At 68.3% G+C, this 15,295-nt stretch carries 15 protein-coding genes and 1 tRNA gene; 9 read left to right on the top strand and 7 right to left on the bottom strand.

All coding sequences use genetic code 11. From position 1 onward, the window contains the following. Positions 1 to 14: 14 nt before the first annotated feature. Positions 15 to 881, bottom strand: coding sequence for a M23 family metallopeptidase (locus ACWF82_RS23965; protein ID WP_452504490.1), 867 nt, complete (start codon positions 879 to 881; stop codon positions 15 to 17). A gap of 267 nt (positions 882 to 1,148) precedes the next feature. Here ACWF82_RS23965 and ACWF82_RS23970 point away from each other — a divergent pair, with 267 nt between their 5' ends. Then, complete coding sequence (locus ACWF82_RS23970) at positions 1,149 to 2,180, top strand: nitronate monooxygenase (protein ID WP_452504492.1); 1,032 nt, start codon at positions 1,149 to 1,151, stop codon at positions 2,178 to 2,180. Between the two features lie 84 nt (positions 2,181 to 2,264). Further along, positions 2,265 to 2,657 (top strand): SCO5389 family protein, encoded by a 393-nt coding sequence (locus ACWF82_RS23975; RefSeq protein ID WP_378849829.1) that lies wholly within the window; start codon positions 2,265 to 2,267, stop codon positions 2,655 to 2,657. Positions 2,658 to 2,778: 121 nt separating this feature from the next. On the opposite strand, the gene ACWF82_RS23980 is transcribed toward ACWF82_RS23975, so the two are convergent. From ACWF82_RS23980 to ACWF82_RS23990, 3 genes are all read right to left on the bottom strand, one after another. Further along, the gene (locus ACWF82_RS23980; protein ID WP_452504494.1) at positions 2,779 to 4,416 is read right to left on the bottom strand and encodes a long-chain fatty acid--CoA ligase; all 1,638 of its coding nucleotides are present in this window, start codon (positions 4,414 to 4,416) and stop codon (positions 2,779 to 2,781) included. A gap of 130 nt (positions 4,417 to 4,546) precedes the next feature. Further along, positions 4,547 to 4,918, bottom strand: a complete 372-nt coding sequence (locus ACWF82_RS23985) for an ArsR/SmtB family transcription factor (RefSeq protein ID WP_452504496.1) — start codon at positions 4,916 to 4,918, stop codon at positions 4,547 to 4,549. 23 nt (positions 4,919 to 4,941) lie between these two features. Continuing rightward, the gene (locus ACWF82_RS23990; RefSeq protein ID WP_452504498.1) at positions 4,942 to 5,541 is read right to left on the bottom strand and encodes a TetR/AcrR family transcriptional regulator; all 600 of its coding nucleotides are present in this window, start codon (positions 5,539 to 5,541) and stop codon (positions 4,942 to 4,944) included. 71 nt (positions 5,542 to 5,612) lie between these two features. On the opposite strand from ACWF82_RS23990, the gene ACWF82_RS23995 reads away from it, so the two are divergent. Together ACWF82_RS23995 and ACWF82_RS24000 are read left to right on the top strand one after the other, a co-directional pair. After that, positions 5,613 to 6,752 carry an acyl-CoA dehydrogenase family protein gene (locus tag ACWF82_RS23995; RefSeq protein WP_452504500.1) on the top strand — a complete coding sequence of 380 codons (1,140 nt, stop codon included), beginning with the start codon at positions 5,613 to 5,615 and terminating at the stop codon, positions 6,750 to 6,752. 99 nt (positions 6,753 to 6,851) lie between these two features. Next, a complete protein-coding gene (locus ACWF82_RS24000; protein WP_452504502.1) occupies positions 6,852 to 7,640 on the top strand; it encodes a DUF1542 domain-containing protein in 789 nt (262 codons plus the stop codon). Here the strand turns inward: ACWF82_RS24000 and ACWF82_RS24005 are convergent. Both ACWF82_RS24005 and ACWF82_RS24010 read right to left on the bottom strand, forming a co-directional pair. Further along, positions 7,560 to 8,657 carry a hypothetical protein gene (locus ACWF82_RS24005; RefSeq protein ID WP_452504504.1) on the bottom strand — a complete coding sequence of 366 codons (1,098 nt, stop codon included), beginning with the start codon at positions 8,655 to 8,657 and terminating at the stop codon, positions 7,560 to 7,562. The genes ACWF82_RS24000 and ACWF82_RS24005 overlap by 81 nt on opposite strands. A gap of 69 nt (positions 8,658 to 8,726) precedes the next feature. Beyond that, a complete protein-coding gene (locus tag ACWF82_RS24010; protein WP_452504506.1) occupies positions 8,727 to 9,353 on the bottom strand; it encodes a hypothetical protein in 627 nt (208 codons plus the stop codon). 300 nt (positions 9,354 to 9,653) lie between these two features. On the opposite strand from ACWF82_RS24010, the gene ACWF82_RS24015 reads away from it, so the two are divergent. Both ACWF82_RS24015 and ACWF82_RS24020 read left to right on the top strand, forming a co-directional pair. Then, positions 9,654 to 9,729, top strand: a tRNA-Arg gene (locus ACWF82_RS24015). Positions 9,730 to 9,861: 132 nt separating this feature from the next. Further along, positions 9,862 to 10,335 carry a hypothetical protein gene (locus ACWF82_RS24020; protein ID WP_452504508.1) on the top strand — a complete coding sequence of 158 codons (474 nt, stop codon included), beginning with the start codon at positions 9,862 to 9,864 and terminating at the stop codon, positions 10,333 to 10,335. A gap of 433 nt (positions 10,336 to 10,768) precedes the next feature. On the opposite strand, the gene ACWF82_RS24025 is transcribed toward ACWF82_RS24020, so the two are convergent. Then, positions 10,769 to 11,356, bottom strand: a complete 588-nt coding sequence (locus ACWF82_RS24025) for a TetR/AcrR family transcriptional regulator (protein WP_452504510.1) — start codon at positions 11,354 to 11,356, stop codon at positions 10,769 to 10,771. A 94-nt stretch (positions 11,357 to 11,450) separates the two neighbouring features. Between ACWF82_RS24025 and ACWF82_RS24030 the strand changes: the two genes are divergently transcribed. The 3 genes from ACWF82_RS24030 (at position 11,451) to ACWF82_RS24040 (ending at position 15,291) form a co-directional block, all read left to right on the top strand. Continuing rightward, complete coding sequence (locus tag ACWF82_RS24030) at positions 11,451 to 13,928, top strand: molybdopterin-dependent oxidoreductase (RefSeq protein WP_452504512.1); 2,478 nt, start codon at positions 11,451 to 11,453, stop codon at positions 13,926 to 13,928. A gap of 40 nt (positions 13,929 to 13,968) precedes the next feature. Further along, positions 13,969 to 14,844: an NAD(P)-dependent oxidoreductase gene (locus ACWF82_RS24035; RefSeq protein ID WP_452504514.1), complete on the top strand. Its 876-nt coding sequence runs from the start codon at positions 13,969 to 13,971 to the stop codon at positions 14,842 to 14,844. 87 nt (positions 14,845 to 14,931) lie between these two features. Further along, complete coding sequence (locus ACWF82_RS24040) at positions 14,932 to 15,291, top strand: hypothetical protein (RefSeq protein WP_452504515.1); 360 nt, start codon at positions 14,932 to 14,934, stop codon at positions 15,289 to 15,291. The last annotated feature ends 4 nt before the right edge of the window (positions 15,292 to 15,295 follow it).

Below are 15,295 nucleotides of genomic sequence, written 5' to 3' on the forward strand. Positions count from 1 at the left end.
GCACTCGCGAATACTCAGTGCGAGGAGGGGCCCCACTCCATCGGAACACCCTTGGACGCGAGGTAAGGCAGGGGATCCATCTTGCCGCCACCCTGATCCCAGATCTCGAGGTGCAGGTGCGGGCCGGTGGACTGGCCGCGGTTGCCGACGGTCGCGATGACGTCGCCCGCGTTGACCCGCTGGCCCTGGCGGACGAGCATCTCGTTGACGTGGCCGTAGACGGCGGTGGTGCCGTCGTCCTGGAGCACCCGCACCCACAGGCCGAAGCCCGACGCCGGGCCCGCCTCGATGACGGTGCCGCTGGACACGGAGTGGATCGGGGCGCCGAGGGTGTCGGCGAAGTCGAGGCCGTAGTGCATGGCACCCCAGCGGGCGCCGTAGCCGGAGCTGATCGGGCCCGCGACCGGGCGGGCGGCCTGCGGCGGCGCGACCTGGTGCTGGATGCCCTGGATGATGTCCTCGACCTGGGCGAGCGGGGCGGCGATCTCCGGCGGCAGGTTGCCGATGCCGAACGGCGCGGCCACGGGGGCGGCGATCGGCGCGGCGACCGCGTCGACCTGCACGGGCGCATCGGCCGGCGCGGCGACCTGCTTGGCGGCGACCAGGCTGACCTCGGCGGCCTCGCGAGCGGAATCGGAGACGACGGATTCCTCGACGTCGTCGTTGTGCGTCGGCAGCAGCGGGGCCGCGTAGGAGATCGCCGGGGCGATCGAGGCGGCGGTGCCGACCAGGGCGCCCGCGGCGACCGCGGCGCTGGCGGCGACCCGCACCCGATCGGTACGCGACGGTTCGGCGCGGTGCCGGCTCGGGCGCCCGGCGCCTCCGTCACCCAGCAGGGTCTTGACGGAGATGGATTCGGGGCCCACACGGTGCTGCGACAAAGTTTCGTCCTAGCGTCCGACAACAAGGAAAACGAAACCGGCTTGCGACCAGCCCGGAAGCCGCCTCGGCGGTTCCCGCTACCGAACTGTGTGTAACGGTTCGGCATCCGTTGTGACGGGAACTCTACTCGGTCGTGACCATTCCGCAACCTTCGATCTCGAATTCGCAGGTGGGAGGCCTGCGACACAGTAACGATCCCGTTGCCGAGCGGGTCACACGCGCCATCAGCGCGGCATGCCGGGGCGCCGACGGGACAGACTCGGGAGATGGTGATCGAGAGTTTGCGTGTCCCCTTCGTCGCCGCGCCCATGGCAGGCGGCCCGTCCACCCCGGAGTTGGTGGTCGCCGTCTCGAACGCGGGCGGGTTCGGCCAGCTGGCCGCCGGCTACCTCGCCGCGGACGCGATGGCCGACCAGATCGCGGCGACCAGGGCCGCGACCACCGCCCCCTTCGGCATGAACCTGTTCGCACCCGGCCCGGTCGCCGAGCCCGCGATCTACGCCGCCTACCTCGCCGAGCTGGGCGCCGACTTCCCGCTCGGCACCCCCAAACACGACACCGACGGCTGGACCGACAAGCTCGACCTGCTGGTGGCCGACCCGGTCGCGGTGGTGTCGACGACCTTCGGCTGTCCCACCGCGGTCGAGGTCGACCGGCTGCACGCGGTCGGCACGGAGGTGTGGGTGACGGTCACCTCGCCCGCCGAGGCACTGATCGCGATCGACGCAGGCGCCGACGCCCTCATCGCGCAGGGCGCCGAGGCGGGCGGGCACCGGGCGAGCTTCCTCGACGATCCGGCCGACGACACCGTCGACCCGCCCGGCCTGCTGACCCTGATCCAGTTGCTCACCGCCGTCACCGACCGCCCGATCGTCGCGGCGGGCGGCATCGCCACCGGCGCCGGCCTGGCGGGCGTGCTCGCCGCAGGCGCGGCCGCCGCGCAGCTCGGCACCGCGCTGCTGCGCTGTCCGGAGGCCGGGACCAACGCCGTGCACCGCGCCGCGATCGGGTCGGCGGAACCGACCATGCTGACGCGCGCGTTCACCGGACGACGTGCGCGCGGAATCCGCAACCGTTTTCTCACCGAGCACACCGCGACAGCGCCCGCCGCCTACCCCGAAATTCATTACGCCACAGCACCGTTGCGCGCCGCGGGCCGCTCCGCCGGCAACCCCGACGATGTGAATCTGTGGGCGGGGCAAGCGCATTCGCTGACCACCGAGCTACCGGTAGGCGAACTGATCAGCGACCTCTACGCCGACGCGAAAAGCGCACTCCGGAAAGCGCTTTCGGAGTGAATCCAGTGTTGTTGACAACGAATTTCGTTTAGACTCGAGTGGCATCGCATCCCGCCGACTACCACCAAGCAGGAGGAGAGCGCCATGTCCCTCGATGTTCCCGCAGCACTGCTCGAGCGCGCCGAACAGGGCGATATCGATGACGCAGAATTCGTCGAATGCGTCCGCACGTCACTGCCTTACGCCTGGGAAGTGGTGAGCCGGGTAGCCGGTGAGCTGCGGGAGGGCACCGAGGAATACGCCGACAACCGGGTACCGCCGCCGGACGAGGTCGCCCGCGGCCAGCTGCTGCGCGCCCTGGCCTCCGACGCGATTCGCGGCGGGCTGGAACGGCATTTCGGCGTGAAACTCGCCTTCCAGAACTGCCACCGGGTCGCGGCCTTCCCGCTCTCGGCGGTCGGCGGCGAGACCTACACCCGCTACATCAGCCCGCGGGCCCAGCTCCTCAACCAGAGCCCGGAACTCCGGAACTGTTGAGCACCAGCGTTTCTCCTCGACAACTGAATATCGACAACTGCATCGCACAACAGAATCCGACAACTGAATGAAAACGGCGGGCGTGGAAGCAATTCCACGCCCGCCGCCATGTCCCAGGCGATCAGCCCAGCGTCGTCACCTCCAGCTCGCCCTCGGCGTACTGGGCGCGCAGGCGCTTCTTGTCGAACTTGCCGACACTGGTCTTGGGCACCTCGGCGATGAAGGTCCAGCGCTCCGGCAGCTGCCACTTGGCGAACTTGTCGGCCAGGAAGTCGCGCAGCTCGACGGGCTGGGTGGTGGCACCTTCGACGAGCACGATGGCCACCAGCGGGCGCTCGTCCCACTTCTCGTCCGGCACACCGATCACGGCCGCCTCGGCGACCGACGGGTGACCCATCACCGCGTTCTCCAGATCCACCGAGGAGATCCACTCGCCACCGGACTTGATGACGTCCTTGGAGCGGTCGACCAGGGTCAGGTAGCCGTCGGTGCTGATCTTGCCGACGTCGCCGGTGCGCAGCCAGCCGTCGTCGAACTTGTCCGGGTCGATCTCGGCGCCGGTCGGCGAGTAGTAGGAACCGGTGATCCAGGCGCCGCGGACCTCCAGCTCGCCGAGCGACTCGCCGTCGTTCGGAACGACCTTGCCGTCGTCACCGACGAGCCTGGCCTCGACATTGGCCGGGAAGCGGCCCTGGGTGTAGCGGTAGGCCCAGGCCTCCTCGCCCTCGGCACCGGCGGGCGCGTGCGCGACGCTGCCCAGCGGGGAGGTCTCGGTCATGCCCCACGCGTGCAGGATGCGCACGCCGTGCTTCTCCTCGAACGCGCGCATCATCGACGGCGGCACCGCGGAGCCACCGACGACGGCGGTACGCAGGTGCGAGATGTCCTGTGGCTGCGCGGCAAGGCCCGCCAGCACGCCACCCCAGATGGTCGGCACGGCGGCGGCGAAGGTCGGCTTCTCGGCGGCCATCATCTCCAGCAGCGGGCCAGGCTGCAGGAAGCGGTCCGGCATCAGGATGTTCGCGCCCGACATCAGCGCCGCGTACGGCAGGCCCCACGCGTTGGCGTGGAACAGCGGAACGATCGCGAGCACGTAGTCCGAGCCCTGGAAACCCATGCCGTTGGGCTGGTTCACCTGCATCGCGTGCAGCCAGTTGGAGCGGTGCGAGTAGACGACGCCCTTCGGGTCGCCGGTGGTGCCGGAGGTGTAACACATCGCGGCGGCGGAACGTTCGTCGACGACCGGGAAGTCGAAGTCGGCGGGCTGGCTGTCGAGCAGCTCGCGGTAGGAATGCACAGTCACGCCCTCGGGCGCGGTCAGCGCGGACGCGTCACCGTTGACGACGATCACGTGCTTGACCGTCTTCAGGTTCGGCAGGTACTGCGCGAACAGCGGCACCAGCGTGCCGTCGACGAGGACGACCTGGTCCTCGGCGTGGTTGGCGACGAAGACCAGCTGCTCCGGGAACAGGCGGATGTTGAGCGCGTGCAGCACCGAGCCCATCGCGGGCACCGCGATGTAGGCGACCATGTGCTCGTTGTTGTTCCACATGAAGGTGCCGACACGGTCGCCCTCTTCGATGCCGAGTCCGCGCAGCGCGTTGGCCAACCGGGCGGCGTCGGCGCCGAGCTCACGGTAGGTCATGGTGCGCACCCCGTCGCCGGTCCAGGTGGACACGGTCGAATTGCCCTGGAAGGTGGCGGCATAGTTGAGCAGCTTGGCCAGCGACAGCTGGTCGTCCTGCATGGTGCTCAGCATCGATAACTCCTTCGGTCTCGCCGCGGCATGAGCCACGTCACACCGGATGCTACCGAAAAGAGACCAAGCGGCAATTGTTTCCCAGTGCAACTTTTCCTGGTGAACAGCGTGTTCACCGACAGCGCTCTTGCTACCGATGCGGCGACTCGGCGCCAGGCCCGCGATGATGCGCCGGCACACCAGGACCCGCGTGTTCGGCGTTGTGCACCCCGTCGACGACCAGCCTGCGGACGTGGTCGTTCTCCAGGCTGTAGTAGATCGTGGTGCCCTCGCGACGGGTCCGCACCAGCCGGGCCATCCGCAGTTTGGCCAGATGCTGCGACACCGACGGGCCCGGCTTGCCGACCTCGGTGGCGAGGTCGTTCACCGACAATTCACGGTCGGCCAGGGCCCACAGCACCCGGACCCGGGTGGGGTCGGCGAGCATCCGGAACACCTCGACGACCAGTCCCACCTGGTCCTCGGCCAGCGGTGCGCGGCCCGGTCCGCCATCTGCGTTCATGCGCAGATAATAGGCCCGGTTCGTCAGCGCAGGGCGAGGTCGGCCAGCGCGGTCCAGTCGGCGAGCACCTGCTTGCGGCGGACCCGGTCGCGGCCGACCATCTCGTCGAGGGTGGCGCCGCGGACCAGGTTGATGGTGAGCCAGAAAGCGCTCTCCAGCCGTTCGCGGGCGATGTCGGCATCGATCAGCCCGGCGCAGCGGTCGAGTAGTTCGACGGTCAGATCGTGCTGGACGCGCAGCATTTCGCGGCGCAGCGGCGCGTCGTTGGCGATGCCGACGTACAGCTCCACCGAGGCGCGGCCGAGCTGGCCCGCGAACGTCGCGGTGACCAGTTCGACCAGCACCGCACCCGCCGCGGTATCGCTGGGCAGTGCTTTCGCCTTGCGCTGCATGGCCTCTCGCTGACGCTCGGTGAGGTGGCCGATGGTCTGGGCGAACAGCTCACTTCTGGTGTGGAACTGGTGCAGCTGCGCACCGCGGGTGACCCCGGCCCTGGCCGTGATATCGGCGATCGACGCGCCCGCGTAGCCGACCTCCGCGAGGCTCTCGATCGCGGCGTCGAGCAGCAGCGTCCGCGTCCGCAGACTCTTCTCCTGATGCTTGTTCGGTGGCAACGCAGGCATCGTCCCAGTATAGGGGTTGAAAATTCCATGCTGCCTTGCACGCAATTCAGTGCTGGACGTACTGTGTCGACATGGCTGTTGACCGGATGCTGCCCACCGACGAGGCGCGCGAGCTGATCGAACTGACCCGCGACATCGCCGACAAGGTGCTCGAGCCGCGGGTCGCCGAGAGCGAGAAGACCGGCGTCTTCCCCGACGGCGTCTTCCCCGCGCTCGGCGCGGCCGGGCTGCTGAGCCTGCCGTATCCGGAGGAGTTCGGCGGCGGCGCGCAGCCCTACGAGGTGTATCTGCAGGTGCTGGAGGAACTGGCGAGCCGCTGGGCGGCCGTCGCGGTCGCGGTGAGCGTGCACGGCCTGTCCTGCCATCCGCTGTTCACCTACGGCACCGACGAGCAGAAGCGGCGGTGGCTGGCGGACATGCTGTCCGGCGAAACCATCGGCGCCTACAGCCTTTCCGAGGCTCACGCCGGTTCCGACGCGGCCGCGCTGCGCTGCCGGGCCACCCCCGTCGATGGCGGCTACCAGCTCAACGGCACCAAAGCCTGGATCACCAACGGCGGCCGCGCCGACTTCTACACCCTGTTCGCCCGCAGCGGCGAGGGCTCGCGCGGCATCTCCTGCTTCCTCGTCCCCGCCGACACCGCCGGCCTGAGCTTCGGCAAGCCCGAGGAGAAGATGGGCCTGCGCGGAATTCCCACCACCACCGCCGCCTACGACGACGCGTTCCTGCCCGCCGAGCGCCGCATCGGCGACGAAGGACAGGGCCTGTCGATCGCGTTCAGCGCGCTGGACGCGGGCCGTCTCGGCATCGCCGCCGTCGCCACCGGCGTCGCCCAGCGCGCGCTCGACGAGGCCGTCGCCTACGCCAAGGAGCGAGAGGCGTTCGGCCGCAAGATCATCGACCACCAGGGCCTCGGCTTCGTGCTCGCCGACATGGCCGCCGCGGTCGACACCGCCCGCGCCACCTACCTCGACGCGGCCCGCCGCCGCGACGCCGGACTGCCCTATTCGCGCCAGGCCAGCGTCGCCAAGCTGGTTGCCACCGATGCCGCCATGAAGGTGACCACCGACGCGGTGCAGGTCTTCGGCGGCTACGGCTACACCCAGGACTTCCCGGTGGAGCGCTACATGCGCGAGGCCAAGGTCATGCAGATCTTCGAGGGCACCAATCAGATCCAGCGCCTGGTGATCGCCCGCCATCTCGCCGGGTGAGCTATCCAGCAACGCGCTGATCAAGCCACCTCAGACCGATAGGGCAAACGACCAGTAAACTGGACGGCGTCTCGAGACCTCGGACGAAAGAGGTGCGCGATGCTGTGGTGGCTGATCGTGATCGTCGTCGTGTGTGTGCTGGCTTTGCTGTATCTGCGCGCCGAGCAGAACAAGCGGACCGCGCGCGAACTCGAAGAGACCAAGGCCGACGCCAGGGTGACGATCGAACGGCTCGGCGGCCAGGTGTACCAGCTGTCGCCGCGCAACGAAGCGGCCAGGCAGGCACTGGCCGACGCGTCCGAACGCTACAACGCCGCGGGCGGTCAGATGGACAGGGCGAACTCGCCCGTCCACGCCCGCCTGGCCAAGCAGACGGCACTGGAAGGGCTCTACTACATCCGCGCGGCGCGCACCGCGATGCAGATGGACCCCGGCCCGCCGGTCCCCGCCCTCGACGGTCAGGACATCGCGGGACACGTCGACGAGCTGCGGGTCGTCGAACACAACGGCCGCCGCATCGCCGCCTCCCCCGCCCCGTCCCCGGGCACGCCTAATTACCACCCCGGTGGTCGCGTGGCCGGACGACCGGTCCCCGCGGGGTGGTATTCGGAGCCGTGGTGGAAGCCCGCGCTGATAGCCGGCGCCTGGGGCGCCGGTACGGCACTGTTGTTCACGTCGTTGTTCGCCGGAATGTCCGGAGTCGGCTACGACGCCCAGGCATTCGAGGACGGCACCGGTGAGGCGGCGCTCGACCAGGGAGACCAGGGCGAGATCGGCCAGGATCCGGGGTACGACCCGGGTCAGGATTCAGGTGACTGGGGCGGCTCCGAGGGTGGTGGATACGACAGCGGCGGGTTCGACGGCGGCGGTGGGTTCGACGCCTTCTGAGCTGATCGCGGGACGGATGTTCGGTGGGGAGCGACCTGCCCCGCACCGGCTGCGCTCGACGAGCTGCCACGGATCACCGCGCACCGCGACTCCGCCGCGTCCGGGTCGGCGTACCGATACGGACCGGGACGTTCCCGGTCGTAGGCGATGCTCAGTTACCCGGCACCGTGCCGCACGGCGCCCTCGTGTGCGGCGGATCCCAGCTCTGCGTCGCGGGATGAGCGGGGAGGCCAGGCCCGCGATCACCACGCCGAGGACTATCAGACACAGCAACATGATCGGGCCGACCGGGGGCTCAACGCTCGCCCGAGCGGGCACCGCGGCCTCCGCTGCCGGGCCCGCGACGGCGGGGATCGCGAGGTCGACGGATTCGACGGCAGGCAAGGGGATAGAGGTCGACGCGGCATCGAGGTACCGCGGGCCCGCGTCGAGCGGCGCCGGCGGCGGCGAGATGTCCGGCGAGTCGACCGGCACCGTGGCCGGACCGAACACCGTGGCCAGGCTGGTGAGCCCGGCCAGCACGCCCGCGCCGAGATCGCCGGGCAACAACTGCTGCACGCTGGGCGCGATCACCCCCAATGCCTCATCGACCAGCCTGCGATCGGGAGAGGGAAGGGCGGGCCCGCCGGGATTCAGGCCGATCCGTTCCAGCATCGGACCGAAATCGGCCGGTGACAGGATCGGCTCGATCGGTGGCAGGGGAAGCGACGGCTCCATCACGGATGCGACCGGGAAGACGGCACCGGCACGTTCGGTGACAGCGCTATGGCGCAGCTCCTGCACTGGTGCTGCGTAATCCGAGTGCGAGTGGGCGGTGATCGGCGGGTCGAACTCCGCAGGCGCGTCGAACTCCGGGGGTGCGCCGACCGGCAACACCGGGTCGACGCCACGCGGCACCACGAACAGAGCGTGATCGACCGGGATGCTGTCATCCGCGGCGGCAACGCCGGCCACCGACAGCATCGCCAACATCAGACCAGCCAGCACACCACCGCGAACGCACCGGGCTCTGCGCATCACACTCCTTCCTTCTCGTCGTTGCCACCGGACAAGCCCACTACTCGACGGGAAACACCAGACCGATCGTCAGCTCGGCATCCGGCATTCGGCCAGCTCCGCCACGTCACGCCGGACCTGCATGGACGTGGGCAGCCCCTGCGCGACGACGCGAACGCGCGGATTCTCGTTCTCGATCTGCTGTGCCGATGCGGCAAGCAGATCCCTCGCGACGGCACGCAGCCGGTCGGTGTCGGCGAGATCGACAGCGGTCATCTCGATGGCACGTGACGAATCCGCCTGCTGAAGCCGACCGAAGAGACCGATCAATTCGCCCTGTGCGGTAAGCCATTCGTCACGGAACAGGTTCGGGATCGGCAATCGATCCGCGGCATCGCGCGCACTCCCGGCCGCGGCGGCGCGCGTACCGAGAATCATCGCCGCCGTATCGCGGTACTGCACCGGCGTAAGCGCACCGGCATCGCGTTCGGCAGCTTCGAGATCGGCGCGATACCGGGTCTGCAAGGAGCAGACGGACCGGTAGAACGCGAGCATGGTCGCCTGCGTCACCGCGCTCGCGCCGTCGAGCTCGGCGGCGCGCGCGGCGTCTCGATCGGCGCGGTCCCGTTGCGACAGCGTCGAATCCGAATCGAGCAACCCACCGTCGACCGAGCACCCGGCCGACCCCAGACACATCGCCGCGGCCAGCACGAGCACAGACCACCTGAAACAGGACCCCACAACCATGACCACGTACTCCTCGCGAGAAGGCAGAAAGTCATTGCGTGAACGAATGCCCGAAGAGGCGGGCGGAAACCTCCGGGAACGCTAGGTCACGCAGCCCCCACCCCGTCAGCCCACACCCGTTTCAGATCAGCGTGTCGCCCCGGCGATCACGATCAGACCATCCCGAAGTGGTCCGATCCCCGGGTTGACCGCACCACAGCCCCCGCACGCTATACTCGGGCACGGCCAAACCGGCCCCGCGCACCGCGGTTCCGGCAGACGACCAACCCCGCCTTCGTAGCTCAGGGGATAGAGCACCGCTCTCCTAAAGCGGGTGTCGCAGGTTCGAATCCTGCCGAGGGCACCACCCTGCGACGCGTTTTCGCAGGTCAGCAGGCGCCTCTCGGCTTGCCTATCCCTCTGACGCAATGAGGACTCACTCGTGCGTGCGACAGCGACGACGACGCGACGGAACTCCTCCGGATAGGCTGTGGCGGCCATGAGGAGTCGCGATGAGGTCACGCACCGCATCGATCAGGTGTTCGCGGGCTCGATGCCGCTCACCGAGGACGAACTCGCACCGCCGAGCATCGACGCGCCGTACGTCATCGCGCATTTTCACGGCCGCTCGCGGGCGGAGATCGACCGCTCGAGCTTTCTGCCCAGTCTGCACATGGAAGACTTCTCGTACATGACCGCGCAGGCCGTCGAGTACTACCTCCCGGCGGTGCTGAAGCTGATGCTGATCCAACCGTACGACTTCGAGCTCTGGATCTTTCTCAGCAGCTTCCTCGGCAGTGCGCGACGCGACGACGAGGCGACCCTGCGCGGCCTCCGCCCCGCACAGCACGCGGCGATCGCGGACTGGCTCGAGTTCCTGTCCCGCGAGATCGACGAAATGATCGGATTCGATCGCAAGGACGCCACGAAGCTGGCGCGGCTCTATCGGCAGCTCGCGAACGCTGCGGCGTAGACAGGCGCTCGCGGGAACCGCCATGTGCCCACAGCGGGCCGTCGCAGTCGGCATCGATGAGCTGTCCGAGCTTGCGCTGGAACCACATTCGCTCGGACCGGCGGCCTCGTCCCCGAAAACCACAACAGGCAAGGCAGTGAGTTCCGCCTGGTCGCCGTACCGCCAGAGCGCGAAGAACGAACCAGAACCATTGGCCTGCGCGAAGGGAACCATCCGGGCGGTGAACTCCGGGTTCTCCGACCAAGCCTCGAGCTCGGAGGTGCTCCCGTACTCGAGCAACCCGAATCCGTTGGCGTAGTTCTAGAAGCCGATCCTGTCCTGCAGGTCCTTCAGGCCCTTCGCCAACCGCACGGATAGCAGGCATGTCAGGCAGCGATATGCACTTAGTTGGCTGATACCCAACGAAATGCATACTGCTGGAGGCAGCCGTCCCTCATTCACCAGCTCCCGAAGGCAGCGCTGAGGTGAGCAACACCTCGAGTTCCCCGATGACGTCGTCGAGTGCCGTCGTGGATCGATTAACCCTGCACAGGATTACCGCGCCTTCGATGGCGGCGATGGCCATGGTGGACAGGCGGGCGGCGCGCTCGGGGTCGACGCCGTCGGCTTCGAGTGCGGTGGCGAGGGCGGCGTGCCAGCGGTCGATGATGCCGGCGACCGCTGGTTGCAGGTGGCGGTCGTCGGACGAGCTGCCGACGGCTACCGAGACGACCGGGCAGCCTGACTCGAAGTCGGACTGTTCGAGCAGTGCGGTCCAGAACTGGCCGAAGCGGCGTAGTGCCGCGATCGAGCCCTGCGTCACAGCTTTGTCGATGATGGCGGTGATGGCGTCGCCGGCCAGCGCGAGCGACTCGGTCATGATCTCGGCGCGACCGCCGCGGAAGTGGTGGTAGACCGATCCGCGCGGGGCGCCGCTGCGGGCCAGCACGGCGTCGACTGTCACCCCGGCCGAGCCGCGTTCGCGCAGGAGCTCGACGGCGCTGTAGAGCATCTTCTGCCTGGTGTCGGTGCGCGCTCCCACGTGCTGTGCTCCTTCCACGGTTTCAGCACTGTTATGTTACCTGCCATAATAATATGCTATGTTGCCTAGCATATTAGGCGGGAAAGGGTGCGACATGGCCGAGCCGAAGGCGACTGCGTGCGTATTGTGCGAGTGCAACTGCGGGATCACGGTCGACGTGGAGGGTCGCAGGCTGGCGAAGATCCGCGGCGACAAGGCGCATCCGGCATCGGAGGGCTACACCTGCGAGAAAGCGATGCGCCTCGACCTGTACCAGAACGGCGCGCACCGCATCACGACGCCGCTCAAACGCCTGCCTGACGGCACCTACCAGGAGATCGACTGGCACACGGCGATCGAGGAGATCGCCGCGAAACTCTCCGCCGTCAAGGAAGAACACGGCGGCGACAAGATCTTCTTCTACGGCGGGGGCGGCCAGGGTAATCACCTCGGCTCGGCCAACGCGCTCGCGCTGCGCGGGGCACTGGGCTCGGTCTATCACTCCAACGCGCTGGCGCAGGAGAAGACCGGGGAGATCTGGGTGGACGGCCGCCTCTACGGCGGTCACACCAAAGGCGACTTCGAACACGCCGAAGTGCTGGTGTTCGTCGGCAAGAATCCCTGGCAGTCGCACAGCTTTCCGCGGGCAAGACCCATCCTCAAGCAGGTGGCCGCCGACCCGAACCGGTCGATGATCGTCATCGATCCGCGGGTCAGCGAAACCGCGGCGATGGCCGAGCACCATTTGCAGGTGTTGCCGGGGCGCGACGCCTGGCTGATAGCCGCACTGGTCGCGGTGATCGTGCAGGAAGACCTGGTCGACGCCGACTTCATCGCCGCCCACACCACCGGCTACGACGAGGTCCACGCGGCGTTCATGGCTTGTGACGTCGCGGATTTCGCGAAGACCAGCGGTGTGGACGAGGGCGAGATCCGGGCGGCGGCGCGCCGGATCGCGACCGCGTCGAGCGTGTGCGTCTACGAGGATCTCGGAATCCAGCAGGCGCCCAACAGCACTCTGGTGTCGTACCTGAACAAGCTCCTGTGGATCGTCACCGGCAACTTCGGCAGACCAGGCACCATGTATCTGCACTCTTCGTTCGCGCTCCTGGCCGGTGGTTCCGGTTCCGGGTCGCCACGCAAGAAGCCGGGCGCACTGGCACGCGCGCAGCAGCGGCTGATGGCGCGGACCGTCACCGTGGCGGCCACCGCGATCAGCGCGACGCTGCCCGCGCTCGCACGCGTGACCCCGCTGCGCACGAAGGTGGAAGCCGGGGCCTCGGCCCTGCTCGACGCGATGGTTCCCCTGGCGGGCGGCATGCTCGGCGGCGGCGCCGGTAATGGCGGCGGCCGGACCTCACCGGTCACCGGCGCCAAGATCATCGGCGGCCTGATCCCGTGCAACTCGATCGCCGACGAGATCCTCACCGACCACCCGGACCGCTTCCGCGCGATCTGGATCGACTCGTCGAACCCGGCGCACTCCCTCGCCGATTCCCCTCGGTTCCGTGCCGCCATGCGCGCACTGGACTTGTCGGTCGTGATCGATGTGGCGTTCACCGAAACCGCCCGCGAGGCCGACTATGTGCTGCCCGCGGCCAGCCAGTTCGAGAAGCCCGAAGCGACGTTCTTCAATTTCGAATTCCCCCGCAATGTCTTCCACCTGCGGAAGCCACTGATGGAACCGCTGGGCGGCACGCTGCCGGAGCCCGAGATCTACGCGCGGCTGCTCCGGCGCATGAACGTGGTCGACGACGCCGTGATCGCCCGGCTCCGGCGCGCGGCGCGGACCGGACGCGACACCTTCGGTGCCACCTTCCTGGCCACCGTCGCCGCCGATCCCGCACTCGGAAAGATCGCGCCCTTCCTGTTGTACGAGACGCTCGGCACGACAATGGACCCACGCCTGCGGGGCGCCGCGGTGCTGTGGGGCATCAGTCACATGTGTGCGATGTCGAACCCGAAAGCCGTTGCCCGAGCTGGCTTCACCGGTACCGGCCTGACACCGGGCAACCGGTTGTTCGACACGATCATCGACTCCCCGACCGGCGTGGTGTTCACCGACGACACGTGGGATGACGTGTGGCACTACGTCAAACGCAAGGATCGCCGCTTCACCATCGCCATCGACACCCTGCTCGACCAGGTACGCGAACTGCCCACCGCGCGCGCGGAATGGACGACCCCGGAGTTCCCGCTGGTCCTGGCCGCCGGTGAGCGGCGCTCGTTCACCGCCAACACGATCTTCCGCAACCCCGACTGGCGCCGCCGCGATCGCGACGGCCACCTCCGGATCAGCGCCGAGGACGCCACGGCCCTTCGGTTGACCGACGGCGGCTCGGCACGTCTGGTCACCGCGAACGGATCCGCCACCGTCGTCATCGAGGTCAGCGACATGATGCGGGCGGGAAACATCGCTCTGCCCAACGGTCTCGGCCTCGACTTCCCCACCGGCGACGGCGCCACGACCAGCGCCGGGGTCTCCCCCAACGAACTGACCTGTCTCGAACTCAAAGACGACTTCGCGGGCACCCCCTGGCACAAACACGTCCCGGCCCGGCTCGAAGCGCTCGAAGGCGTCCCTGCCGAATAGTCTTGACCTGAACATGAGTTGAGCTTCTAGCGTTCGCTCTATGAGTGAGAACGCAGTGGCAGTCGCGGTGCTGGGGCTGGGCGAGATGGGGTCGGCGCTGGCCATGACCCTCCTGGACGCCGGTCATCCGGTCACCGTATGGAACCGGTCGCAGGACAAAGCTCAACCGCTGATCGGCAAAGGGGCGCGTGCGGCCGAGACGCCCGAGGCGGCCGTCGGCGCGGCCGAGGTGGTGATCGTCAATGTCAAGGGCGGTGCGGTGGCGACGGAGCTGCTGGGTGCGGCGGGATCGGTGCTGCCCGGGCGAACCGTCGTCGATCTGACCGACGGCACGTCGGAACAGTCAAGGGCCACCGGGCAAGTGGTGTCCGAGCACGGCGCCGACTACCTGCACGGCCAGATCATGACCATCGCCCCGGCCATCGGATCGCCGGACGCGGTGGTGTTCTACGGCGGCCCGCGCGCCGCGTTCGACCGGCACGAAGGTCTGCTCCGGGTACTCGGCGGCCGTGCGACCCATGTCTCCGACGACGCGGGTGTGGCCGTGTTGTACGGGATGGCCGTCCACGACATCATGTGGGGCCTGCTGAACGGCTTCCTCCACGCCGCAGCACTTCTCGGGAATGCCGGCATCCGGATCGACGACTTCCAGCTGCAGGCCCAGCCGTCCTTGGCGGCGCTGCCGACCCTGTTCCCGATGCTCGCGAACGAGATCGATCGCGCGGAATTCGCCGTGCCCTTCGGCGCACTCCAACACCACCTGCCCTCCATCGACGACCTGATCGCCGAAAGCCGGGCCCGCGGCATCGACACCGAGCTACCCACCCACACCAGAGCCCTCGTCGCCGAAGCACTCGCCGCAGGTCACGGCCATGACAGCTACTCGCGACTGGTAGAGCGCTTCCGCCGCGGATAACCGCGCTCACGAAGGGCACGAAAACACGGGACGTAACATTCGGCCGAGCTCGCCCGAAGATCAACCTGACACCGGAGGAGTTTCCATATGAAACAAGCAATTGTGGCCGCCGCACGAGTCGCGGCCGCCGGTTTTTCGGGTATTGCCGCCGTTGCGATCATCGGCTCCGGCTCCGCACAGGCGGCGCCGCAGGATTGTGTTGTCTCGCGGGATCTTTTCGGTGCGTCGGCGACGTGCCCGGCCGGCGGGGGAGACAACTACGTGCTGAAGGTCGAGTGCTTCGGGCTCTACGCCAACGGGCCGTTCCCGCTGTACGGCGTGGGTCCCTATTCGTCCCTCAGCTACCCCTTCACGCCGGATGGCCAGCGCATCAGCACCGGCTGCACGGGAATGGGTCCCGGCGTTGTCGCCGTGGCCACCAATGCCTACGTGATCTATTACGGCTAGGCCG

This window comes from Nocardia sp. NPDC055053, assembly GCF_053608285.1.

Coding starts and splice junctions, on each gene's coding strand:
- ACWF82_RS23990 (WP_452504498.1), bottom strand. CDS start 5,541: ATGCCTGCGTTGCCACCGAACAAGCATCAGGAGAAGAGTCTGCGGACG.
- ACWF82_RS24040 (WP_452504515.1), top strand. CDS start 14,932: ATGAAACAAGCAATTGTGGCCGCCGCACGAGTCGCGGCCGCCGGTTTT.
- ACWF82_RS24030 (WP_452504512.1), top strand. CDS start 11,451: ATGGCCGAGCCGAAGGCGACTGCGTGCGTATTGTGCGAGTGCAACTGC.
- ACWF82_RS23970 (WP_452504492.1), top strand. CDS start 1,149: ATGGTGATCGAGAGTTTGCGTGTCCCCTTCGTCGCCGCGCCCATGGCA.
- ACWF82_RS24035 (WP_452504514.1), top strand. CDS start 13,969: ATGAGTGAGAACGCAGTGGCAGTCGCGGTGCTGGGGCTGGGCGAGATG.
- ACWF82_RS24020 (WP_452504508.1), top strand. CDS start 9,862: ATGAGGAGTCGCGATGAGGTCACGCACCGCATCGATCAGGTGTTCGCG.
- ACWF82_RS24000 (WP_452504502.1), top strand. CDS start 6,852: ATGCTGTGGTGGCTGATCGTGATCGTCGTCGTGTGTGTGCTGGCTTTG.
- ACWF82_RS24005 (WP_452504504.1), bottom strand. CDS start 8,657: ATGCGCAGAGCCCGGTGCGTTCGCGGTGGTGTGCTGGCTGGTCTGATG.
- ACWF82_RS23985 (WP_452504496.1), bottom strand. CDS start 4,918: ATGAACGCAGATGGCGGACCGGGCCGCGCACCGCTGGCCGAGGACCAG.
- ACWF82_RS23975 (WP_378849829.1), top strand. CDS start 2,265: ATGTCCCTCGATGTTCCCGCAGCACTGCTCGAGCGCGCCGAACAGGGC.
- ACWF82_RS23995 (WP_452504500.1), top strand. CDS start 5,613: ATGGCTGTTGACCGGATGCTGCCCACCGACGAGGCGCGCGAGCTGATC.
- ACWF82_RS23980 (WP_452504494.1), bottom strand. CDS start 4,416: ATGCTGAGCACCATGCAGGACGACCAGCTGTCGCTGGCCAAGCTGCTC.